The 21358-nt window shown below is 38.3% G+C and carries 21 protein-coding genes; 11 read left to right on the top strand and 10 right to left on the bottom strand.

The annotated features are described in order from the left end of the window. Positions 1–232: 232 nt before the first annotated feature. The 3 genes from surA1 to I8T81_RS11625 form a co-directional block, all read right to left on the bottom strand. Positions 233–550: a surface antigen protein 1 gene (gene surA1 / locus I8T81_RS11635; protein WP_086497038.1), complete on the bottom strand. Its 318-nt coding sequence runs from the start codon at positions 548–550 to the stop codon at positions 233–235. Positions 551–654: 104 nt separating this feature from the next. Next, complete coding sequence (locus I8T81_RS11630) at positions 655–873, bottom strand: hypothetical protein (protein ID WP_049064913.1); 219 nt, start codon at positions 871–873, stop codon at positions 655–657. 285 nt (positions 874–1158) lie between these two features. Beyond that, positions 1159–1638, bottom strand: a complete 480-nt coding sequence (locus I8T81_RS11625; protein WP_198071232.1) for a CinA family protein — start codon at positions 1636–1638, stop codon at positions 1159–1161. Between the two features lie 314 nt (positions 1639–1952). Between I8T81_RS11625 and I8T81_RS11620 the strand changes: the two genes are divergently transcribed. After that, positions 1953–3362 carry an iron-containing redox enzyme family protein gene (locus tag I8T81_RS11620; RefSeq protein ID WP_198071231.1) on the top strand — a complete coding sequence of 470 codons (1410 nt, stop codon included), beginning with the start codon at positions 1953–1955 and terminating at the stop codon, positions 3360–3362. Positions 3363–3415: 53 nt separating this feature from the next. Next, complete coding sequence (gene katE, locus I8T81_RS11615) at positions 3416–5560, top strand: catalase HPII (RefSeq protein ID WP_198071230.1); 2145 nt, start codon at positions 3416–3418, stop codon at positions 5558–5560. 168 nt (positions 5561–5728) lie between these two features. Here katE and I8T81_RS11610 read toward each other — a convergent pair whose 3' ends face one another. Then, positions 5729–5962: a hypothetical protein gene (locus I8T81_RS11610; RefSeq protein ID WP_004793031.1), complete on the bottom strand. Its 234-nt coding sequence runs from the start codon at positions 5960–5962 to the stop codon at positions 5729–5731. 288 nt (positions 5963–6250) lie between these two features. On the opposite strand from I8T81_RS11610, the gene I8T81_RS11605 reads away from it, so the two are divergent. Beyond that, the gene (locus I8T81_RS11605; RefSeq protein WP_198071229.1) at positions 6251–6862 is read left to right on the top strand and encodes a LexA family protein; all 612 of its coding nucleotides are present in this window, start codon (positions 6251–6253) and stop codon (positions 6860–6862) included. A gap of 72 nt (positions 6863–6934) precedes the next feature. On the opposite strand, the gene I8T81_RS11600 is transcribed toward I8T81_RS11605, so the two are convergent. Next, a complete protein-coding gene (locus I8T81_RS11600) occupies positions 6935–7546 on the bottom strand; it encodes a LysE family translocator (protein WP_002157449.1) in 612 nt (203 codons plus the stop codon). A gap of 156 nt (positions 7547–7702) precedes the next feature. Here I8T81_RS11600 and I8T81_RS11595 point away from each other — a divergent pair, with 156 nt between their 5' ends. Beyond that, positions 7703–8158: an Lrp/AsnC family transcriptional regulator gene (locus I8T81_RS11595; protein WP_198071228.1), complete on the top strand. Its 456-nt coding sequence runs from the start codon at positions 7703–7705 to the stop codon at positions 8156–8158. 57 nt (positions 8159–8215) lie between these two features. Here the strand turns inward: I8T81_RS11595 and I8T81_RS11590 are convergent, their stop codons facing one another. Then, the gene (locus I8T81_RS11590) at positions 8216–9832 is read right to left on the bottom strand and encodes a purine-cytosine permease family protein (RefSeq protein ID WP_077164114.1); all 1617 of its coding nucleotides are present in this window, start codon (positions 9830–9832) and stop codon (positions 8216–8218) included. A 195-nt stretch (positions 9833–10027) separates the two neighbouring features. On the opposite strand from I8T81_RS11590, the gene I8T81_RS11585 reads away from it, so the two are divergent. Next, positions 10028–13492, top strand: a complete 3465-nt coding sequence (locus tag I8T81_RS11585) for a hybrid sensor histidine kinase/response regulator (protein ID WP_198072773.1) — start codon at positions 10028–10030, stop codon at positions 13490–13492. Beyond that, positions 13489–14448 carry a response regulator transcription factor gene (locus I8T81_RS11580; protein ID WP_198071227.1) on the top strand — a complete coding sequence of 320 codons (960 nt, stop codon included), beginning with the start codon at positions 13489–13491 and terminating at the stop codon, positions 14446–14448. Before I8T81_RS11585 ends, I8T81_RS11580 begins: the two co-directional genes overlap by 4 nt. A 47-nt stretch (positions 14449–14495) precedes the next feature. On the opposite strand, the gene I8T81_RS11575 is transcribed toward I8T81_RS11580, so the two are convergent. Both I8T81_RS11575 and I8T81_RS11570 read right to left on the bottom strand, forming a co-directional pair. Continuing rightward, the gene (locus I8T81_RS11575; protein WP_198071226.1) at positions 14496–15566 is read right to left on the bottom strand and encodes an alpha/beta hydrolase; all 1071 of its coding nucleotides are present in this window, start codon (positions 15564–15566) and stop codon (positions 14496–14498) included. A 45-nt stretch (positions 15567–15611) separates the two neighbouring features. Further along, positions 15612–16088, bottom strand: a complete 477-nt coding sequence (locus tag I8T81_RS11570) for a cyclophilin-like fold protein (RefSeq protein WP_198071225.1) — start codon at positions 16086–16088, stop codon at positions 15612–15614. A gap of 285 nt (positions 16089–16373) precedes the next feature. Between I8T81_RS11570 and I8T81_RS11565 the strand changes: the two genes are divergently transcribed. Then, the gene (locus I8T81_RS11565; protein ID WP_005304296.1) at positions 16374–17264 is read left to right on the top strand and encodes a LysR family transcriptional regulator; all 891 of its coding nucleotides are present in this window, start codon (positions 16374–16376) and stop codon (positions 17262–17264) included. On the opposite strand, the gene I8T81_RS11560 is transcribed toward I8T81_RS11565, so the two are convergent. Continuing rightward, the gene (locus tag I8T81_RS11560) at positions 17242–18447 is read right to left on the bottom strand and encodes an MFS transporter (RefSeq protein ID WP_198071224.1); all 1206 of its coding nucleotides are present in this window, start codon (positions 18445–18447) and stop codon (positions 17242–17244) included. The genes I8T81_RS11565 and I8T81_RS11560 overlap by 23 nt on opposite strands. A 263-nt stretch (positions 18448–18710) precedes the next feature. Between I8T81_RS11560 and I8T81_RS11555 the strand changes: the two genes are divergently transcribed. Continuing rightward, positions 18711–18995 (top strand): GNAT family N-acetyltransferase, encoded by a 285-nt coding sequence (locus tag I8T81_RS11555; RefSeq protein ID WP_039253462.1) that lies wholly within the window; start codon positions 18711–18713, stop codon positions 18993–18995. 107 nt (positions 18996–19102) lie between these two features. Here I8T81_RS11555 and I8T81_RS11550 read toward each other — a convergent pair whose 3' ends face one another. Continuing rightward, positions 19103–19216 (bottom strand): hypothetical protein, encoded by a 114-nt coding sequence (locus I8T81_RS11550; protein WP_198071223.1) that lies wholly within the window; start codon positions 19214–19216, stop codon positions 19103–19105. 64 nt (positions 19217–19280) lie between these two features. On the opposite strand from I8T81_RS11550, the gene I8T81_RS11545 reads away from it, so the two are divergent. Genes I8T81_RS11545 through I8T81_RS11535 form a run of 3 tightly spaced genes read left to right on the top strand, consistent with a single transcriptional unit; the run spans position 19281 to position 21329 of the window. After that, positions 19281–19940: an amino acid ABC transporter permease gene (locus I8T81_RS11545; RefSeq protein WP_198071222.1), complete on the top strand. Its 660-nt coding sequence runs from the start codon at positions 19281–19283 to the stop codon at positions 19938–19940. After that, positions 19930–20595, top strand: a complete 666-nt coding sequence (locus I8T81_RS11540) for an amino acid ABC transporter permease (protein ID WP_198071221.1) — start codon at positions 19930–19932, stop codon at positions 20593–20595. The genes I8T81_RS11545 and I8T81_RS11540 overlap by 11 nt, the downstream gene beginning before the upstream one ends. 2 nt (positions 20596–20597) lie before the next feature. Continuing rightward, positions 20598–21329 (top strand): amino acid ABC transporter ATP-binding protein, encoded by a 732-nt coding sequence (locus I8T81_RS11535; RefSeq protein ID WP_001130360.1) that lies wholly within the window; start codon positions 20598–20600, stop codon positions 21327–21329. Positions 21330–21358 lie beyond the last annotated feature (29 nt).

Genomic DNA, 21358 nt, shown 5'->3' with positions numbered 1-21358 from the left:
TTTTTATCGAAAACCTGACTTGATTATCTAAGTCAGGTTTTTATTTTGATAAGCTAGTAATTATTGATATTCAAGTTGACATGTATGTTTGTATATTTTACACAAGCAACTTGCATTAGCGATTCGGAAATTTATGGTGTAAAAGCAAAAGTGAGCAAAACAAAACGATAAAAAAGCCTATTTCCCAGGGCCAATAGGAAATAAGCTTATAGCTTTGGACCGTTTGAGGATGTTAAATATCATCCCATGCATCTTTAATGGCTTGTTTCGCATGTTCCCATTTTAAGCGAGACTCAGCTTTGAGTTCTTCCCATTTTTGCTGCAAACTACTTTCCATGTCTTCAAACTGAGTTCCTTCCTTAGATTCAGAGCGAGCCCGATGACCAAGTTCATAAGCTGTAGAAAAGTCACGATCATAATCTAGATCTGGTGTTGTTAATTGCGCTTCTTGGTAATAAGGTCGGGTAAGGTAGCTTTCACGCCAGCGCGAGTCAGAATAGTTATGATCGCCAGCAACTAGTTGAGCATGATCTGTATTTTGATCTGTCATTAGAATTCCCTCATATTTTATTAAATTTTATGCTTATATTAGATTTAGGAAGGTGAGTTCACCTTCCTAAATGATCGACCCCATCAAAGAACAACTACAAACGATTAACGTTGTTGGTTGTTATTTGAATTTTGTTGGCCAGAATCTTTTTGGTTAGATCCTTGTTGTTGGCCGCGGTTATCATTTTGCTGTTGCTGCTGATTATTGCGTTGTTGATCGTTTTGCTGTTGGTTACCGTGTTGTTGTTGATTACGGTTGTCATTTTGCTGTTGTTGCTGTTGCTGATTATTGCGTTGATTTGCTTGATTATTAGTAGTGCTCATTTTTTAATACCTCATATCAATTATGACGATGTGTTTTATCTGAGAGCTTCAGATAGGGTTATTAAAACATGTAGCTTTTAAATGTGTAGGGTGGGGGTGTTACCCCATATTTAAATGTAAATTTAAAAGTTATCAATTTTAAATAACTTGCTGATTTTTAGTTAATGTGATTTTTAGTCATAAACATTATTAATATGAATGTTTAAAAAATTACATTTCAGCACATAATATTTAAGAAAGATAATAAATATTTCCAAATGTATATTTGTTAACTTTTTATATAATTTAAGAGGCTTTTTCATCTAATATAATAAGTTTTATATCTTGAGTAATATAGTGCGTCAAATTTCTAAGTTTTAAAAAGGCTGGTCCTTTTAAAACACGTCTAAAATTATAAAAATTATTTTTATAATATATTGAATAAAAGAACGTTCCTACAGGTTTTTCCTCTGTTTCAGAACCCCTTTTTTTTAAGAGGCCTGTGCAGGCAATATACAGGTCAGCATGCAAAAGTTCCTTTCCTTTATTAATCATTTCAACAGTCACTTGCATTGATTCGGCAGTATATTTTTCAATAAGTTGCTCTGAAATATGCAGAGTGTTTTCCTTTACTAGAAGATCATAACTTACAAGACTACCTATAAGGATATCTCCTGAATAAGGACTCAAAGAAAAACGATAAGCAAGATAGCCAGCAGAAGCGCTTTCAAAAAAAGCAATTTTGATTTTCTTATCTGCTAATAATTTACAACATGAATTAAACATTCTAATTCTCCCTTTAATTATTTTTTAAATGTTATAGAACTATTTGAAATTTTGATTAGTTATTTTTTAACATTTTACTTTTGATGGTTAAATTAATGTAAATTTAGATTAATTTTTGCAAATTTTATATAAAAACAGCAGCTTAAATAATTCTAAAAGTTTAAATGTAATTTTGCGTTAATTTGTATATCTTTGAATTTTTTTGATTTATACGGTTTATCTTAATTTTTAATAACGCAAAATAACAAACTTAAAACTTGATTATAATTCAGGTCACGTATGGTAATTGATATCTCACAAACGGAGAATAAAAAATGCCTGTTGTAGTGAAAGAAAGATTATTAGACTTATTACAAGATAATCAAAAAAATTATTATGAATTGTTTGTTTTTTTTCTTGATCCTGATGTTTCAAGTTTTGAGAAAGAGAAAAAGGCAAGAGATTTTCTGATTAAAGAGATTGAAAAATTAGAGATAGAGGAAATAGATTTTCCTTCAGATATCAATTCGATTAAAACATGGTGTGAGAACGATAATAAAAAAAATTGTCAGGGATTTCAGGCATATTTAAACCGTAGACAAGCTGGTCAAGATAGAGAGTATTTTCAGAATGTTGCTCAGGCATTTGAATTTCTCATAAAAATATCGCCGACTAAAAAGGTCGATGGTGCATGGTTATATAGCTCAGTGCATTATTGGAATGATCCGGTCTTTCATGAACTCATTATTACTTATTTGGAAGAACTTGGTTTAGGAGAACCGAAAGCGAACCATGTTTGTATTTATGATGACCTTTTACGTAGTCTCGGACTCGACAGTTTCGATTTACTTTTAGACGACGAATACTATCATCAAGCAGTCGTTCAGCTAGCACTAGGGTATGCACCACCTGAGTTTATTCCTGAAATGGTCGGTTTTAATTTAGGATATGAACAGCTTCCACTACATCTTTTAATTTCAAATTATGAGCTTGCCGAATTAGGCATTGATTCTAAATATTTTAATCTACATATCACCATTGATAACATTGACAATGGCCATGCCCATAAAGCCATTAAAGTTATTGAAGATATTTACAACAAATACAGAGATAAAGAGCTTTTCTTTACCAAGTTAAAACAAGGTTTTGCCTTGAATAACCGTGGTGAATCTTCCTCAAATATTATCAAGAATTTAAGTCTTGAAGACTTTGTTCATAAAATTTTGAAAAGAAAGGCACTTGTCGGGCAGTTAATTCATAACGAAACCAGACAGTTTGGCTGCAAAACCATTAATCAATGGTTATCAAACCCTGATGATATTGCAGGTTTGATCACTCATTTAACTGAGCAGAAATGGATTAAGTTTAATACCGACCCTGAACAGAGCGTGTTCTGGCGGATGATTAATGAAGAAAATGGAAAAATGTTTGGGGTATTTAACCCTGTAGAGCGCCAAATTATTCATGACTGGATTGCTGGTAGTGATCATTCTTCTAACTTCTTGGCATACAGCCGAGAACTAAAGAATAGCCAGCGTATTCAGGACTATTTATTTAGTTATATCTCTGATGGCGAGCTTGATGCACTGCAAGAGCGCGTGCTGCAATCAAGCGATCTTGCAATAAAAATATGCAAACTTATCCCATTTCTAGCCCCTGATTCTCATCATAAAAGTATTGGTCTTTGGAGTACTCGTAAATACGTAGAACTTCTTTTTCCTTATTTAGGTACGTTTAAAAACTAGTTTGATAAACGTTTTCAACCTCAACCCCAAGTTTAACTTTCAAAACATAGGTAATGGACATGAACGACAAAACTAAATTAACTAATAAAACAAGTGAAATGGCTGGCGCCGATGCAGCAAATAAAGCCAATACTACCCAGAAAACTGAACAGTTAGACACCGTAAGAGATGATGCAACCAATGAGGCATTAACCACCAATCAGGGGGTTAAAATAGCGGATAACCAAAATAGCTTAAGAGCGGGTATTCGTGGCTCAACTTTATTGGAAGATTTCATTTTAAGAGAAAAAATCACCCACTTTGACCATGAGCGTATACCTGAGCGTATTGTGCATGCACGTGGTGTAGGGGCACATGGTTATTTTCAGGCATATGAAGGAAATGAACGTTTAACCAAAGCTGGGTTTTTAACCGACCCAAGTATTCAGACCCCAATTTTTGTACGTTTTTCAACAGTGCAAGGGCCTCGTGGTTCGGCAGATACTGTTCGTGATATTCGTGGTTTTGCAATTAAGTTTTATACCCAAGAAGGTAACTTTGACTTAGTGGGAAATAACGCACCTGTCTTTTTTGTGCAAGACGGGATTAAGTTTCCGGACTTTGTGCATGCAGTAAAACCTGAACCCGATACAGAAATGCCAACAGGGGCAACTGCGCATGATACTTTCTGGGATTTTGTGTCCTTGGTTCCTGAGTCAGCACATGCGGTAATTTGGGCAATGTCAGACCGTGCGATTCCACGTAATTTACGTTCAATTCAAGGGTTTGGTGTGCATACCTTCCGTCTAATTAATGCCGAAGGTAAATCACATTTCGTAAAATTTCACTGGACACCAAAACAAGGTTTAAGTGCGCTGGTATGGGATGAAGCTCAGAAACTTGCAGGTAAAGACCCAGATTTCCACCGTCGTGATCTTTATGAAGCAATTGAGCAAGGTTTTTATCCAGAATGGGAACTCGGCGTGCAGATTGTTGAAGAAGAAGATGAAATGAACTTTGACTTCGATTTATTGGACCCAACCAAAATTATTCCTGAAGAATTAGTTCCTGTTACGCCAATTGGCCGATTTGTTTTAAACAGAAATGTAGATAACTTCTTTGCTGAAACAGAGCAGGTGGCTTTTTGTCCCGGCCATGTAGTACCTGGTATCGATTTTACAAATGACCCACTTTTACAAGCACGTCTATTTTCGTATACAGATACCCAATTAAGCCGTTTAGGTGGACCAAACTTCCATCAAATTCCAATTAATAAACCTGTGTGTCCATTCCATAACAATCAACGTGATGGCATTCATCAACATACCATCCATAAAGGCCAAGCCTCATATCAACCAAACTCGATCGATGGAAATTGGCCAGTCGAAACTCCACCAGCGGCTTCAAATGGTGGTTTTGAAAGTTATCCTGAAAAAATCAGTGGACATAAACTGCGTCAAAGAAGTGAGACATTCTCTGACTATTTTTCACAGCCTCGACTTTATTACAAAAGCCTTGCGCCGCATGAGCAAAAACATGTGGTCGATGCCTATACTTTTGAATTAAGTAAAGTTCAAAGAAAACATATTCGTGAGCGTCAGGTACAAGAAATTTTGGCAAATATCGATCTCGATCTGGCACGTCAAGTCGGTGCAAACCTAGGTATTGAAGTGCCTGACTTAACCTTAGATTATAAGAAAACAGCAATTGAAAAATCTGCCAAGTTGTCTCTTTTAGCTTTCCCACCTGAGGATATTCAAGGTAGAAAAGTTGCTGTACTTATTCATAATCTTGTGAAGTCAGATACACTTGAAGCTATTAAAAATTGGGCGATTAAAGAAGGTGTGGTTGTTCATTTACTAGCGCCGAGCTTGGCTCCAGTAAAAGACCATAAAGATAACGTTATTGTAGCTGATGGTATGCAAATGGCTGAACCTTCAATTGCTTATGATGCTGCAATTGTTCCAGATGGCGATAATTTAAATGCAGTGATGCAAGATGGTGTAGCACGCCATTATGTACTCGAAGCTTATAAGCATTTAAAACCAATTGCATTTTTAGGTAATAAATCTGATTTGCTTGAGCCACTTGGTTTAGTTGCAGATGAAGGAACTTTGGTTGAGGATGAGTTCCAGCATATTGCAGAAAAATTTAAAAATCTGATTAAAGCTCATCGTGTTTGGTCACGAGAACAAATAGCCGCACACGTACCGGCTTAAATAAAAAAGCCCTGAAAGTTAATTTTTTAACTAAATGAAATTGCGGCCTTAACTACGACAATAATGTAGTAATCAAAAACGCGATACCTCTGGACGTTTTACGTCTTGAGCATAATGTTTTAAAAACGAAGGAGGCTTTTGCCTCCTTCGTTTTTTAATTTATCTACTTTACTGTGGGAGCAGTTGTAGTCCTTTTACAATATCAATGTACTCAGAACCGTTTAACCAAAAAGATTTTTTTAAAAATAGCGTCGTCATAATACTTTCGGCTGCTTCGCTATCCGGATTTTCACAGAATAATCCGTAGCTTTCACCTAAAACCGCATCATTTTCAATTAGGCGGATATAGTAAGCATGTTGCTCATTTGCATAACCTAAAACCGCATCACGTTGATTTTTCATTTCGCATGTCTCCATACCAAAAAACTGAATTTAACCAGAATGTTAAGTGTTCAGAATCTCATTTGATAAAAATCAAAAAACAGTCAGCAATAATGACTATCTCGAAATAGGTTTTGATTTTCTTCAAATTGCCATTTTGATTAAAACATCCCTGTTAAAAGCAAAATGGATTAAAATCTGATCATGAGATTTATTGTTATGCAAAAAAAATATTTCGTCAACTTGAAAATGTAACTTTTTCAAGTTACATTGTTTGTGTAGGATTTGAACAGTGAAAAGGGAGGCAATATGCCAAAGAAAAAAGAGTTCGAGCATGGCGGTGTACGAGAAAATGCCGGACGTAAAGCACAGTTCAATGAACCCACCAAAGTCATTCGTGTTCCCGAGTCTCAAGTTAACTTTATCAAAAATTGGTTACTGAATAATGTCAAAACCGATAACCAGACAGATTTTAGTTCAAAACTAAAAATACAACAGGTTCATCCAAACAACGATAAAATTTATCAGATTCCTTTGGCAACAGAGCGTGTTGCTGCAGGTTTTCCTTCACCTGCACAAGATGATATTGAGCAAGCGCTCGATTTAAATGAATATTTAATTAGAAATGAAAATGCAACGTTCATTGTCAAAGCCAATTCGTTGTCTATGTTAGATGCTGGAATTGATATTAATGATCCGCTTATTGTGGACCGTAGTATTCCTGCTAAATCGGGTGATATTGTGATTGCACTCATCGACAATGATTTCACTGTGAAGCGCTTAATGATTGATAGTCAATTTAAGCCGCCTAAAGTTTGGCTAAAAGCTGAAAACCCTGATTATCAAAATATTTATATTGAAGAGGGGCAAGAACTGGTTATTTGGGGAGTTGTGACGTATAACCTCAAACGAATGAGATAAATTTTTCTTATATTTTACTATTCAAGTTACTGACCTGAAATGGAGGCCAGTAACTTTTTGCTAAATGTTTTTTTAAATTTGCCCAATCAATAAGCACGTTGCGATAACAACCATCAAACCACCTGAAAAACGGCCGACTAACTGAGCTGCTTGTGGTCTGGTTTTCAAAATAGCCTCTGAACCATAACCCACCATTAAGTAGATTATCGCGCAGCTAATCATGTGGACAACACCAAAGGCAAGAATTTGTGTTGTCACTGACCATGAAGCAGTAGTGTCAATAAATTGAGGAAGCAGCGCTAAAAACAGCAAAAAAACTTTCGGGTTTAAGCCACTCACATAAACGCCTTTGGTTGCCCATCTCAACCATGACTGAGCCTTTTCAGAACCAGACTGATTTGGAGTAGGAGGGGTAAGTAATAAGTTTATTCCCATCCATAACAAATAAGCAGAACCCGCCACAGTAAGAATCATCAAAGCAGTTGGGTTATTTGCTACAAGCAGACCAACACCAGCCGCTACCAATAAAATCGTAATAAAGTGCCCAAATAGCATACCTGCAACAGCTGGTACGACGACTTTGCCTTTAATGCCTGCCGAAATGGCATAGGCCCAGTCTGCCCCTGGCGTAATAATAAAAAGAATGGAGACACTCCAAAATGCAATAAAAATGTTAAAAGCCATATGCTTATCTCGGCAAACTATTTTCCAAAGGTTTCGCTCGTGGTTTAGAAAAAATCCCTATTTATTCGAGCTTGTTGAAAATAATATGCTCATGTATTTAGAATGTGCTTTTAAATGTTTGCTCATATCATACTCATTTGGGGTAAAATTTTCTAAATGGATCTTACAGATAAAAAGATTCTTGCTGAATTGCAATTAAATGGCCGATTATCTATCACTGAATTGGCAGAAAAAGTAGGTTTGAGCATTTCACCTTGTCACAGACGAGTGAAGGCTTTAGAAGAGTCGGGAGCTATCAAAGGCTATCGGGCAGAACTCGACCCAAACTTAGTGGGATTTGAATTTTCAGCGATTGTTTTTATTACGCTTAAAGAAGGTGATAAACAGGCCGTTGAGAAGTTTGAAAATGCCGTAATTGATATCCCGCAAATTATTCAGGCCCAGCGCTTGTTTGGTGAGCCAGATTACTTGTTGCATGTGGTCGCTAAAGATTTACCGGCTTTTCAGCGTTTATATGACGAAAAATTATCTGCTATTCCAAGTGTGCAGCGGCTCATCTCAACCATTGTGATGAAAGATGTAGTGCCTGAACGTTTATTCCCAATTGGCTAAAAACTATCAGATATAAAAAAAGAAGCTTTAAAGCTTCTTTTTTAGTTTTGAGAGTATTTAAGCGTCGAGTGTTTTACACAAAGAACAGATCGTGCCGTTATGTTTGTGAGAGAACATAATATCTGGACGCTCATAACCTTGCTCACATACGCGGCAGTGGTAAACCGTTGCTACAGGTGTACCTTCAGCATCGTAACGTGGTTCTTTAATACCGTCATCGTGTGACTTGATATAGTATTTTCCTTTGGTTAATAAGCCCATGATTGGTGTTAATACAAAGGCAAGTACAAGTGCGATAAGCGGTGAGTAAGGTGCCAAGAAGCTACCAAGTAAACCGAAGAATGCTGCAATTGATAAGCCTGCTGATACAAGGAACGCAACCATACCGACAGGGTTTACGTTGTAGAGCATGTCACGGCGATATTCCGGTTCTTTCGGTGAAAGTTTTAAAACATATTTGTTGATTGAAATGTCTGTTGCAACCACCACCACCCATGCAATTGCAAAGTTTGAATAGAACCCTAAGATTTTACCCAGTACAGCAAACATGTTGCCTTCCATCAAAGCAAGCGCAATTGCTAAGTTCACCATCACAAACACAATACGACCCGGATAATGTTTGCTAATACGTGTGTAGGCACTTGTCCATGCAAGCGAACCAGAGTAAGCATTGGTCACATTAATTTTAATTTGAGAAATGACCACCAAAATCACTGCGAGTGTTAAAGCAGCCCAACCCGGAAGCATGTCATGAAACGCTGCATTAAACTGTTGAACAGGTTCAGTGCTGTTTACGCCTGGTATTTTAGTGAGTAAATAGAAACCTAAAAATGCCCCGATAATTTGTTTGATTGCCCCTAAAATCACCCAACCCGGACCTGCTGAAATAACCGCAGCCCACCATGCTTTGCTATTTTCTTTGGTTTTGGCAGGCATGAAACGTAAGTAATCAATTTGCTCACCGATTTGCATGATGAGCGATAAACAAATACCAGCACCTAACATGATTGCTGCCATGTCTACGGTTGCAAAACCTTCTTTACCTGTAAAAGTAGCAAACTGGCTAACTAAGGTAGGTTCTTGATAAATTAGGTAGGCCACAGGACCAATCATGAGAACGAGCCAAAGTGGGGTAGTCCAAACTTGTAATTTACTCAAGGCTTTCATGCCGTAAATGACCAGTGGAATGACCATAATGGTTGAGATGAGGTAACCTGCCCAAAGCGGAATGCCTAAACCGAGTAGTAACCCTTGCGCCATGATTGAACCTTCAAGGGCAAAGAAAATAAATGTAAAACTGGCGAAAATGATACTGGTAAGAACCGAACCGATATAACCGAAACCTGCGCCGCGGGTAATCAAGTCAAGGTCAATGTTATAGCGTGCTGCGTAGTAGGCTAAAGGAATGCCGGTTAAGAAGATAATAATCGCTGCAAATAAAATGGAGAAAACAGCATTAGTTGTTCCGTAAGACATACCAATACTGGCACCAATAGAAAAGTCAGCAAGATAGGCAATACCACCAAGTGCAGTAATAGCGACAACTTTGGGACTCCAGCGCCGAAAGCTGTGTGGAGCATAACGTAAAGTATAATCTTCTAAGGTTTCATTCACTGCTTTTTGTGAATCTGTACCTTGCACAGTGTCCAGATTTGGATGTTCAGATACACTCATAACATCAACCTCCCAATCATTTTCGGTCAATCAACACAAATATTGATCATTGTTTTTTGATGGTTTTGAGTGTGTGATTTTTGGGAAAAATTGAAAATACGTTATTTTGCGTATATGTGCGTATTAGAAAAAATCGCGATGATAAATGACTTTTGGCATAAGGATTGCTGGGTTTAATGCAACCACATGCCAAACATGAGTGTTATGCCAGATTCTTCACGCCCCCAACAAGCGCCACAACGTGTGATCAAAACACGCCGTGAATATAATATTTGGGTGGCAGATGAAAGTATCGAAGATTATGCGCTCCGCTATGCACCTACCTCAGTGAGAAAATGGTCACCTTGGACCGTAACAAATACTGCAATTTCGACTGTTAGCTTTTTGGCGATGGAAGCCATTGGGGCGACCATGCTTTGGCAGTATGGCTTTAGCAATGCGTTATGGGCAGCAATTGTCGTATGTACCATCATATTTTTAACCAGTTGGCCGATTAGTTACTACGCCGCAAAATATAATGTAGATGTTGATTTGCTTACTCGTGGTGCAGGCTTTGGCTACATTGGCTCGACCATTACGTCTCTAATTTATGCCAGTTTTACCTTTATTTTACTTGCATTTGAAGCCGCCATTATGGCGATGGCACTTGAGCTTGCTTTGGGTATTCCACAAGTTATTGGTTACTTAATTTCTGCCTTAGTGATCTTACCTTTAGTGGTCAAAGGTATTGGTTTTATTAATAAAGTTCAGGCGATTACACAACCAATCTGGCTTTTATTGCTGTTATTACCGTGGTTTTTTGTACTTTGGAAACAGCCACAAATTTTAAGTAGTAGCCTGCATTTTGTTGGTGCGATTTCAAACTCGACCGATTTTAATCTGTATTACTTTGGTGCGGCGTGCACTCTTATTTTTTCATTTGTGATCCAAATTGGGGAACAAGCCGACTATTTACGTTTTTTACCCCAACAAGAAAAGAATAGAACCGCATGGCGTTTTGCTGTTTTTTTAGGTGGTCCATCTTGGATTATTTTCGGTTTTCTAAAAGTATTGATGGGCATGTTACTGATGGTTTTGGCTTTTCAGCTGTTTATTCCTGCCTCTGAATTAGACAATCCGACTTACCTGTATTGGGCTGCCTATCAACAATTTATTCCAAACCCTCAGCTAGCGTTAATATTGACTCTAGCACTGGTTTGCTTGGCGCAAATTAAAATTAATATGACCAATGCCTATGCTGGCTCATTGGCATGGTCCAATTTTTTTGCCCGTTTAACTCATAGCCATCCGGGGCGAATTGTCTGGCTTCTTTTTAACGTGTTTATTGCTATTGTTTTGATGGAAATGGGCATTAGCCATGCGGTTGAACGCATTTTGGGACTATATAGCAATATCGCTTTGGCATGGATTGGCGCCGTTGTTGCCGATTTAATTATCTGTAAGCCTTTAGGCCTAAGCCCAAAGGGAATTGAATTTCGCCGTGCTTATTTATATGACATTAACCCCGTAGGTGTGGGCGCATTACTGATTGCCTCAGTGTTATCGATGCTTAGCTATTTGGGCTTTTTCGGACTCATGGCAAAAGGCTTGGCGAGTTTTATTGCTTTGGGAAGTGCGGTTTTATGCGTGCCTGTCATTGCTTACCTAACTAAAGGTAAATATTACATTGCACGCCAACCTGAAAAAATTCAGGCGACGTCGGTTGCTAACTGTGTCGTGTGTGAACGGGACTATGAACTTGCCGATATGGCTGGCTGTCCAGCCTATAACGGTACGATTTGCTCTTTATGCTGTTCACTTGAAGCACGCTGCCACGATTTATGTAAACCCGATGCACGTTGGTCAGTACAACTCAAAAAAGCCATTTGGTACTATTTACCAGAACGTTGGGCTAGTCGTTTAAATAGCAGGGTTAGTTTATATTTATTGCTGACTCTAGGGCTGTCTATTGTTTTGGCAGTGAGCTTGAGTCTGGTTTATATCCAAGAAAAAACCTATTTAGAAACCATTAATGCGGCAGCCGTTCCTCAGTTATTTACACTGTTTGTCAAAATTTACACCATTTTATTTCTATTGATGAGTGTTGCTGCATGGTGGTTAGTACTAAACGATGAAAGCCGTCGTAATGCCGAAATCGAAACGCATCAGCAAACAGCATTATTGATTGATGAAATTGCTGCCCATGAAGTCACTTCAAAAGACCTGCAAGATGCCAGAATTTCAGCAGAGCGAGCAAATGATGCAAAAAGCCGTTATGTCATTGGCATTAGCCACGAACTACGAACACCTCTAAATAGTATTTTGGGCTATAGCCAATTGCTTCAAAAACAAGAGCAACTCTCTGAACAAGGAAAAATGGCGCTCGGTGTGATTAGCCGTAGTGGGCAGCATTTGACTTCACTGATTGACGGTTTACTAGATTTAGCGCGAATTGAAACAGGCAAGATTTCTTTAAATGTAGTGGACGTTCATTTCCCAAATTTTATTGAACAAATTATTCAAATGTTTCAGCCACAGTTTGAACAGAAGAATTTACAGTTTGTTTATGAAATTGGAGATAACCTACCGCACTATGTTCGTACCGACAAAAAACGCCTAGAGCAAGTGCTCATCAATTTACTGGGCAATGCTTTAAAGTTTACGACGAGCGGCACAATTACTTTGAAAGTCGAGTACCGTTTTCAGACGGCTTATTTTGAAATTAGAGATACCGGCTGTGGTATTGCTGAGGCTGATTTAGAGCGAATCTTTAACCCGTTTGAACGGGGCAGTAATGTGGTTCAAGGTGGGTTTACCGGAACAGGACTCGGATTACCAATTGTAAAATTATTAGTCGATTTACTCGGTGGCCAGTTATCTGTAACTAGCCAACTCAATCAGGGCTCACAGTTTAAGATTAAGTTTTACTTACCTTCAAAAGAAGTGGTTCATCCAATTTCCAATGTTTACTCCAACCAGATTACGGGTTATCAAGGCGAGCGAAAACGAATTTTGGTTGTCGATAATGAAGCGGTAGATCGAGGTTTAGTCGCTAATTTTCTCAAACCTTTAGGATTTATGATTGAAGAAGCCGAGTCGGGCATTGACTGTTTAAGACGTGTACCTATTTTTCAGCCTAACCTGATTTTGATGGATTTAAATATGCCTTTGATGGGCGGCTGGGAAACAGCGCGATTATTACGTCAGAATAATATTACCAATGTGCCGATCTTAATTATTTCAGCCAATGCAGGCGAGCGCGAAGTCAATCCACAAGATGCGGTCTTAAGTGAAGACTTTATGCTAAAACCAATCGATCTTAATTTGTTGCTGAGTAAAATTGGAGACAAGTTAGGCTTGGTATGGATTGATTCCAAATCAGATGCCCATCTTGAAAATAATGAGGTTCAAGCATTGGATGTAAAAGTGTTTAAGCAAGAGCAAGCCACTGTTCATACATCAATTACACAACCTGAAAATAATGATCTGCTCGATTTACCGCAAAGCTTGCAGCAATTAAATGATTTAATTGGGCAGGGTTATATTCGTGGAATTCAACAGACTTTAACGCAATGCCGTCAAAATTTTCCGGAGCATAATGAGTTATGGGAACAGCTTGAACAGGCTATTCAAAAGTTTGATTTAAAACACGCGCAACGATTGATTCAGGATAAGCAATGAGTACGCAACATGTTTCTTTTCAGCAAGCTTTGCCAAACGAGCAGGCTGTTATTCTGATTGTGGATGATGTGCCGGAAAATTTAGGCTTGCTACATGAAAGTCTGGATCAGGCCGGTTATCGCGTGCTTGTCACAACCGATGGATTGAGTGCAATTGAAATTGCACACCGATGCTTACCAGATATGATTTTGCTCGATGGCAATATGCCACATATGGACGGTTTTGAAAGTTGCATACAGCTTAAAGCAAGTCCAATTACGCAGTTTATTCCCGTCATTTTTATGACAGGTTTGTCTGAGACAGAGCATATTGTGCGTGGTTTTCAAGTTGGAGGAGTGGACTATGTAACCAAGCCTCTGAATATTGAAGAAGTATTAGCAAGGGTAAAAACACATTTGGCACATGCCAAACTATTGCAGCAACAAAAACAGGTGATTGATGCAACGGAAACAGCCATTCTTGCGCTAGATGTTCACGGTAAAATTGTATGGAAAACCCAAAAAGCCAGTGATTTACTGAATCAATATTTACCTGAATTAGAAGGTTTTGAAGCAGGCTTAAAAGCTTGGTTTTCAGACTTAGAGCATGAAAAAGATCCTAAAAAATTAACCAGCTGTTCTTATTCGACGCCATCTCAGCAATTACAGCTTTTATTGCTTACGCCGTGGGAAACTGAACCAAGTGTGGCAAAAAATTATCTTATCCAGATAAAAACTTCTACGCCAGCTTTGGAAATGGCTGATATTTTGAAATATTGTCCGCAGTTGACTCAGCGTGAGGCAGAAGTCATGCACTGGTTGTTGTTGGGCAAAACCAATAAAGATATTGCAGAAATTTTGGAGCTTAGTCCACGGACCGTGAACAAACATTTAGAGCATGTTTTTGAAAAACTTTGCGTTGAAAACCGAACTGCTGCTGTGGCTCACATTAATAGTCTGGTACAAGAGTTTCATTAAAGTTAATTAAAAAGATAGAGGCCCGTATTGAGCCTCTATCATCTGTATTACTTCAAGTTTTGTTTAAAGAAACTGGTTAATTTATTAAATGGAATGAGATCGACCCGATCATATAAATCAACATGTCCAGCGCCTTTAACGTAGTAAAGCTCTTTAGGTTGGCCTGCGAGTTTATAAGCTTCCTCACTAAACTCTTTTGAATGGGCCTGATCACCTGTAATAAATAGCATCGGACGTGGTGAAATCGTTTCAATGTCGTTAAATGGGTAGAAGTTTAAAAATTTGACATTACTGGTGAGAGTTGGGTGGGTTGTAAGCTCTCTCGATGAGCCTTTAGGCGTATATTCTCCGCGTGGAGTACGATAAAAGTCGTAAAATTCACGTTGAATAGGGTGTGTATCTGCTGTTAGCTCATGCGTAGTTCCGCTGGTATATTTGGTTTCACCACCTTTAAATTCAACGTAACGCTGTGCAGCGGCTTCTGCAATAATTTGCTTTCTCTGCTCTAGGGTTTGTGAGTGACGTAAGCCATTGCGGTTTGCTGCGCCCATATCATACATACTGACAGTTGCTATCGCTTTCATACGCGGATCAATTTTTGCTGCACTAATGACAAAACTCCCACTTCCACAAATACCTAATACACCAATATTATTAGGATCAATGAAAGATTGTGTTCCCAAATAATCTACAGCGGCACTAAACGCTTCTGCATAAATGTCTGGTGCCACCACATTTCTTGGTTGGCCCGCGCTTTCACCCCAAAATGATTGATCAATTGCTAAGGTCACAAAACCTTGTTCAGCCAGTTTTTGTGCATAAAGCATAGAGCTTTGTTCTTTTACAGCCCCCATAGGGTGGCCAATTATAATTGCAGAGGCTTTGGTCTTTTTATTCAAATTTTTGGGAATAACTAGATTGCCAACAATATCCATATTGTATTGATTTTTAAAAGTCACTTTTTGAATAGTCACTTGCTGACTTTGATAAAAGTTATTTGGACCATTAGACATATCGGCCGCCATAGCTGAAGTTGAAGAAAATAGACCAATAGTTACTGCACAAATTGCAGCCGCCGTATGGGTTTTAAGCTTTTTAAATAAGGGAGATGTACTCATAAATACCTCAATTTAAACAATGTGAATGGGTGAGTAGGTGCATGCTTATTTGATTTGTGAAATTGAAATTTTGATCTGTTGTTTTGGCTTGAATGCTTGGGGAATAGCATCTAGTTTTCCGAGAAAAATGAGGCCATTGGCATAACCAACATGAGAATCTTTATAGAAAAAAGCCAGATTACCCCAAGGAGCATAATAGGTAAGATCACCCGCTTTTCCGGTATATCCATGAGGCGCGTTTTGTGTAGTTAGCTTGGTGGGTAGATCAGCTATTTTTTCAGTAGAGTCATAATCTTTAAGCATTAATGTCAGTGGAAGCTGCTTGGCAAAATCTTCAACAGTAGGTGACATGGCTAATGTGGCAAATAGCGGTTGCTGTGTTCCATCAATATCAATACGGATTTTCATCATCGATCCCCTTTGTTGATTCTTACCTTGAGGCTTTATTGCATAAGAAGCGGAAGTTACTGAGAACAAAACACATAGGCTGACTAAGCCTTTAAAAAACTTATAACTAGCCACATCAATTTACCTCGCTTCTTTAAGAAAAAGCACATAAAAGCAATGAAGCTATTTATTCTTTAACGTAAAGATATGAGTGGAATTTATTAATTTTTTACAATAATAAAATGACTTATAATAATCGCCTCAGTTTATTTAAATCTTCAGATTTACTGCTTGATATGGATTTTAACGAATCTTCTTTTTAATAATTAGTCTAAAAAACAAACATGGACTTATGAGTAATATTCATGAATAGTTTTATCCTTTATAATGAGGTTGACTCCCCAATAAGAGATAAAGCAGATGATAAATAAAGAAAACTATAATGATCTTTATGCTTTTTTAATGGTGGCAAGGGAGGGTAGTTTTACTAAGGCTGCTGGGAAAATGGGAATTTCACAATCTGCGCTAAGCCATACGATTCGGGGTTTAGAAGAACGTTTGGGAATGTTGCTCCTGACCAGAACCACACGTAGTGTTTCACCTACAGCAGCAGGCGAAAGGTTGAAACAAACAATTAGTGCTAGCTTCGATCAGATTGATAATGAATTATCCCTTTTAACTTCATTTCGAGACCAACCCGCTGGTACGGTTCGGATTAATGCCAGTAGCCATGCGATACGGGAAGTGCTGATTCCAAAACTTAAAAAGATTGCTGGTGATTACCCAGATGTGCAAGTTGAACTAACTGCCAATAGTGGGATGGTCGATATTGTGGCAGAGCGCTTTGATGCAGGCGTTCGTTTCGGAAGCCGCGTAGCTGATGGCATGATTGCAGTACGTATTAGTCCAGATGTCAAAATGGCGGTAATAGCAACACCAGCATATTTTGAACAATATGGAATTCCTAATACTCCTAAAGATTTGGTAAATTATCAATGTATTGGCTATCGTTTAACCACACAAGGCAGCGTGTATGCGTGGGAGTTTGTGAAAGATGGTCAAGAGACAAAAATCAAAATTCAGGGGCAATGGATATTTAATGAAAGCTACGATATCGTCGAGGCGGTTAGAGCTGGATTTGGACTGGCTTATATTCCCGAAGATTTGATTCGAGAAGATTTAAAAGAGGGGAAGCTGATACAAGTTTTGGAAGAGTACAGTATCCAGTTTCCTGGATACCATTTGTACTATCCACATCGAAGACAACTTTCACCTGCGTTAAGGTTGGTTATTGATGTGCTACGTGAATAGCGTTTCGCCATGTGAGAAATGCAGTAATTGCGCCTAATAGCAAAATAGTTGCGCTCATATAGAACGTGGCACTATAGCCATGTGAGTCATATAATAATCCACCTATAGTTGCACCTAGAGTAATTGCAAATTGAATAATCGCAACCATCAAACCACCACCAATTTCGGCATCTTGATGTAGTGTTTGGGCAAGCCATGTATTCCATGCAACAGGTGCCGACGTTCCAATAAAGCCCCATAGACCCATCAATATGGCAACAAACCATAAATGCTCACCATCTAGCACAAAAGCTCCAGCAATCACTGCCATGATGAATGGAATAAGAATCAGATAACGATAAACATGTTGGTGAAGGATTAAACTAATTACAAATGTACCCACTAAGCCTGCTAAACCTAAGATTAATAATAAAATGGATAGCATTGTCGCATCGACATGAGTAACGGTTTCTAGAAATGGGCGTAGATAGGTAAATAGCGCAAATTGGCCCATAAAGAGTAATAAAATTCCGGTCATCCCATAAAGTACAATTGGACGTTTTAGTAAACCAAATGGATTTTTAGATTTCTCAAATGACAATATTGCAGGAAGAGAAGGCATACTTTTAAATTGCCAAATAAGTGCAACAATCGCGATGGGGACAATACAGAAAAAAGCACCACGCCAGCCAATAATTGAACCCAAAAAACTTCCTAATGGTGCTGCAATTGTGGTGGCTAGAGCATTTCCGCCATTTAATAAACCGAGTGCTTTAGGTACTAAAAGCGGAGGAACGAGTCGCATGACAATTGATGTCGAGATTGCCCAAAAACCACCAATAACTACACCTAAGATTGCACGACCCAACATAAACAAAGCCGCAGAATGGGCAAATGTAATGACTATGCCAGAGACAATCATCAGTAGGGTGAGTAATAAAATGATATGACGTCGATCCCATGCCTTAAATACACGACTAATAGACAGGCTGGTCATCACAGCAAAAATACCAGAAATTGCGATTGCTTGACCCACTTGGCCTTCACTCATATTTAAATCTAAAGAGATGGGGGTGAGTAAACTTACGGGCATGAACTCAGATGCAATTAATACTGCGCAGCAGAGCGACATTACAAAGACAGCACCCCAGGCAGTTGTTGAATGTTCATATGTGCTTTGCTCAATTTGATGAAAAGAAGGCATAAAAGTTCCAATCTCAAAACCATTGAATTTTCATAAATGAAATGAATAAAATCTGGTCGCAGAGCTTAACAGTAATGATTTGAGAGCATTAGACGCAGAATTACGAATAGAATTATGAGTTTTATGCATGAATTGTATTTAAAAAGCATACAGACTCGCTGCTAAAAACAGGCTATTTTTTTACACTTAGATTTGTTCTTATAGATAAAGATTATACAAAGTCATTTCTAAATAAATATGAGTCGTAATACGAGGAATTCATTGTGAATATTCAACAAAAAGATGATACAAAACACGGCAGCTTTAGCTTACTTGATGGTGAAACCATTGCAGGTGAAATGACTTATACATGGGCAGGCGAGAGCATGCTAATTATTGATGCTACAGATGTGAATGAAAATTATCGTGGACAAGGTGTAGGTCGCCAATTACTTGATGCCTTGGTGGCTTTTGTCCGTGAAAAAGACGTAAAGGTGATTCCACTTTGCCCATATGCAAAATCAGTTTTTGATAAAGACCCAAGTATTGGTGATGTACTTAGAAAATAAGAAATAGATTGAAAATCATTTAATAAAAATCGGGCCTTGGTGTCCGATTTTTTTATTGGTTTTATTATTCATCTTTGTTTTAGTGAATATGTTTTGAGCGGTTGTATTTAACTGATTCGAAGGTTTTCGATTGCCAAATCGAATTTATCAAACTTATAGAAAAGCTTATCTAATAAAAATAGTTTTAGACCAATTGGGGAAAAAATAAACTCGTTGCACAAATATTTAATAGCTGACGAAAGCTAAATATTTATAACGTTTTAATATTATTTTTTGGAATTTTCCTTGAACTGGCAGTATATCCATAGTGTGTTGCCGCAATTTTTCTCTGCAACTTTGACCACGCTGAAAATTTCAATTATCAGCATTATTTTGGCAATTATTGTGGGGCTAATTTGCAGCATTTTAATCACATATCGCGTGCGGGTGCTAAATAGAATTGCCCAGTTCTATATTGAGTTATCTCGAAATACCCCTTTATTAATTCAACTATTCTTTTTGTATTACGGTTTGCCAAAGCTGGGTATCAAAATTGATGGTTTTACCTGTGGTGTGATCGGACTGACCTTTTTAGGCGGAAGCTATATGGCTGAAGCCTTCCGAGCAGGTTTGCAGTCTGTTGCTAACGGGCAAATTGACTCAGCAAAAAGTATTGGTCTGCAACCGACTCAGATTTTTAGATATGTCATTTTTCCTCAAGCACTGGCTATTTCAATTCCAGCAATAGGGGCAAATTGTCTATTTCTAATTAAAGAAAGTTCTGTGGTCAGTGCAATTGCTGTCGTTGAACTGCTTTTTGTCACCAAAGACTTAATTGGCATGGACTATAAAACCACGGAAGCTTTATTTTTGCTCATCATGGCTTATCTAATCATTTTATTGCCCGTGTCTATTTTAACCAGCTATCTGGAGCACAGAAGTCGGAAGGTGAGTCATGGAACTTGATTATCTATTTCAAGCGAGTCACCTCGAACGTTTAATGTGGGGACTTTGGGTAACTGCAAAAATTGCATTTATTTCAGTGTTTTTCTCTGCAATTCTCGGCACAGTTTTCGGCGTCATTATGATCTCTAAAAACATAGTCGTTAAAGCGCTATGCCGTCTGTATTTAGAAGCCATTCGAATCATTCCGATTTTAGTTTTGCTATTCGTGTTTTATTTCGGCTTTGCGACATGGTTTAACTGGCAGTTTTCAGCAATGTGGGTGTGCGTTGTTGTGTTTGTTTTATGGGGTACTGCTGAAATGGGCGATTTGGTTCGTGCAGCTATTACTTCAATTGATCAGCATCAACGCGATTCGGCCTATGCGCTCGGACTTACCCATGTTCAAGCCTTGGTCTATGTCATTTTTCCGCAAAGTCTAAAACGAGTAACACCAGGCGCGATTAATTTATTTACCCGAATGGTGAAAACCAGCTCTTTGGCAGTCCTGATGGGTGTGGTTGAGGTCATTAAAGTTGGCCAGCAAATTATTGAAAACTCGCTGTTGACCGTGCCGAGCGCTTCTCTTTGGATTTATGGCTTTATTTTTATTTTGTACTTTCTGATTTGCTATCCCTTATCTCGTTTGGCGGCACATTTAGAAAAGGTCTGGGAGTAATTATGCCTTTGTTATCGATACAACAATTACAGAAATCATTTGCACAAAGTCATATTTTACAGGGCATTGATCTGGATGTAGAACAAGGAGAGGTGGTAGTTATTTTAGGTCCATCGGGCTGCGGTAAAAGTACTTTATTGCGCTGTATTAACGGCTTAGAACCCATTCAGGGTGGTGAGATTCGTTTAACTGGTTCAGGCGTGCTCGGTAAAGATGTGGACTGGACTAATGCTCGTCAAAAAATTGGCATGGTTTTTCAGAACTATGAGCTGTTTGGGCATATGAACGTCATTGACAACATCTTGCTTGGACCACTCAAAGTACAAAAACGTCACCGTGATGAAGCTGAACAAGTAGCAGATGAATTGTTAAAGCGAGTGGGGCTTTTTGAGCGAAAACTCGATTATCCACGACAACTTTCTGGTGGACAAAAACAACGTATAGCCATTGTTCGTTCACTGGTCATGCAACCTAAAGTCATTTTGCTTGATGAAATTACCGCTGCACTTGATCCGGAAATGGTTAGGGAAGTACTCGATGTGGTACTCAAGTTAGCGAATGAAGGAATGACGATGCTGATTGTGACACATGAGATGTCCTTTGCACGCAAGGTTGCCGACCGCATTATTTTTATGGATAAGGGCAAGATTATTGAACAGGCTTCACCAGAAGAATTTTTTGAACAGCCAAAAACAGAACGAGCGAAAGCCTTTCTAAATATTTTGTCGTACTAAATTTTTATTATTTGAATCATGAGGAAGTG

It is taken from the genome of Acinetobacter seifertii, from assembly GCF_016064815.1.
GTDB classification, from domain to species: domain Bacteria; phylum Pseudomonadota; class Gammaproteobacteria; order Pseudomonadales; family Moraxellaceae; genus Acinetobacter; species Acinetobacter seifertii.
This window is presented reverse-complemented; position numbering and strand designations above follow the sequence as displayed.

What these genes read in the sequence shown, in the direction of transcription:
- I8T81_RS11600 (WP_002157449.1), bottom strand. Translation starts at nt 7,546, where the DNA reads ATGGCTTTTAACATTTTTATTGCATTTTGGAGTGTCTCCATTCTTTTT.
- I8T81_RS11620 (WP_198071231.1), top strand. Translation starts at nt 1,953, where the DNA reads ATGCCTGTTGTAGTGAAAGAAAGATTATTAGACTTATTACAAGATAAT.
- I8T81_RS11540 (WP_198071221.1), top strand. Translation starts at nt 19,930, where the DNA reads ATGGAACTTGATTATCTATTTCAAGCGAGTCACCTCGAACGTTTAATG.
- I8T81_RS11560 (WP_198071224.1), bottom strand. Translation starts at nt 18,447, where the DNA reads ATGCCTTCTTTTCATCAAATTGAGCAAAGCACATATGAACATTCAACA.
- I8T81_RS11580 (WP_198071227.1), top strand. Translation starts at nt 13,489, where the DNA reads ATGAGTACGCAACATGTTTCTTTTCAGCAAGCTTTGCCAAACGAGCAG.
- I8T81_RS11595 (WP_198071228.1), top strand. Translation starts at nt 7,703, where the DNA reads ATGGATCTTACAGATAAAAAGATTCTTGCTGAATTGCAATTAAATGGC.
- I8T81_RS11630 (WP_049064913.1), bottom strand. Translation starts at nt 873, where the DNA reads ATGAGCACTACTAATAATCAAGCAAATCAACGCAATAATCAGCAACAG.
- surA1 (WP_086497038.1), bottom strand. Translation starts at nt 550, where the DNA reads ATGACAGATCAAAATACAGATCATGCTCAACTAGTTGCTGGCGATCAT.
- I8T81_RS11575 (WP_198071226.1), bottom strand. Translation starts at nt 15,566, where the DNA reads ATGAGTACATCTCCCTTATTTAAAAAGCTTAAAACCCATACGGCGGCT.
- I8T81_RS11625 (WP_198071232.1), bottom strand. Translation starts at nt 1,638, where the DNA reads ATGTTTAATTCATGTTGTAAATTATTAGCAGATAAGAAAATCAAAATT.
- I8T81_RS11610 (WP_004793031.1), bottom strand. Translation starts at nt 5,962, where the DNA reads ATGAAAAATCAACGTGATGCGGTTTTAGGTTATGCAAATGAGCAACAT.
- I8T81_RS11535 (WP_001130360.1), top strand. Translation starts at nt 20,598, where the DNA reads ATGCCTTTGTTATCGATACAACAATTACAGAAATCATTTGCACAAAGT.
- I8T81_RS11590 (WP_077164114.1), bottom strand. Translation starts at nt 9,832, where the DNA reads ATGAGTGTATCTGAACATCCAAATCTGGACACTGTGCAAGGTACAGAT.
- I8T81_RS11585 (WP_198072773.1), top strand. Translation starts at nt 10,028, where the DNA reads ATGAGTGTTATGCCAGATTCTTCACGCCCCCAACAAGCGCCACAACGT.
- I8T81_RS11565 (WP_005304296.1), top strand. Translation starts at nt 16,374, where the DNA reads ATGATAAATAAAGAAAACTATAATGATCTTTATGCTTTTTTAATGGTG.
- katE (WP_198071230.1), top strand. Translation starts at nt 3,416, where the DNA reads ATGGACATGAACGACAAAACTAAATTAACTAATAAAACAAGTGAAATG.
- I8T81_RS11605 (WP_198071229.1), top strand. Translation starts at nt 6,251, where the DNA reads ATGCCAAAGAAAAAAGAGTTCGAGCATGGCGGTGTACGAGAAAATGCC.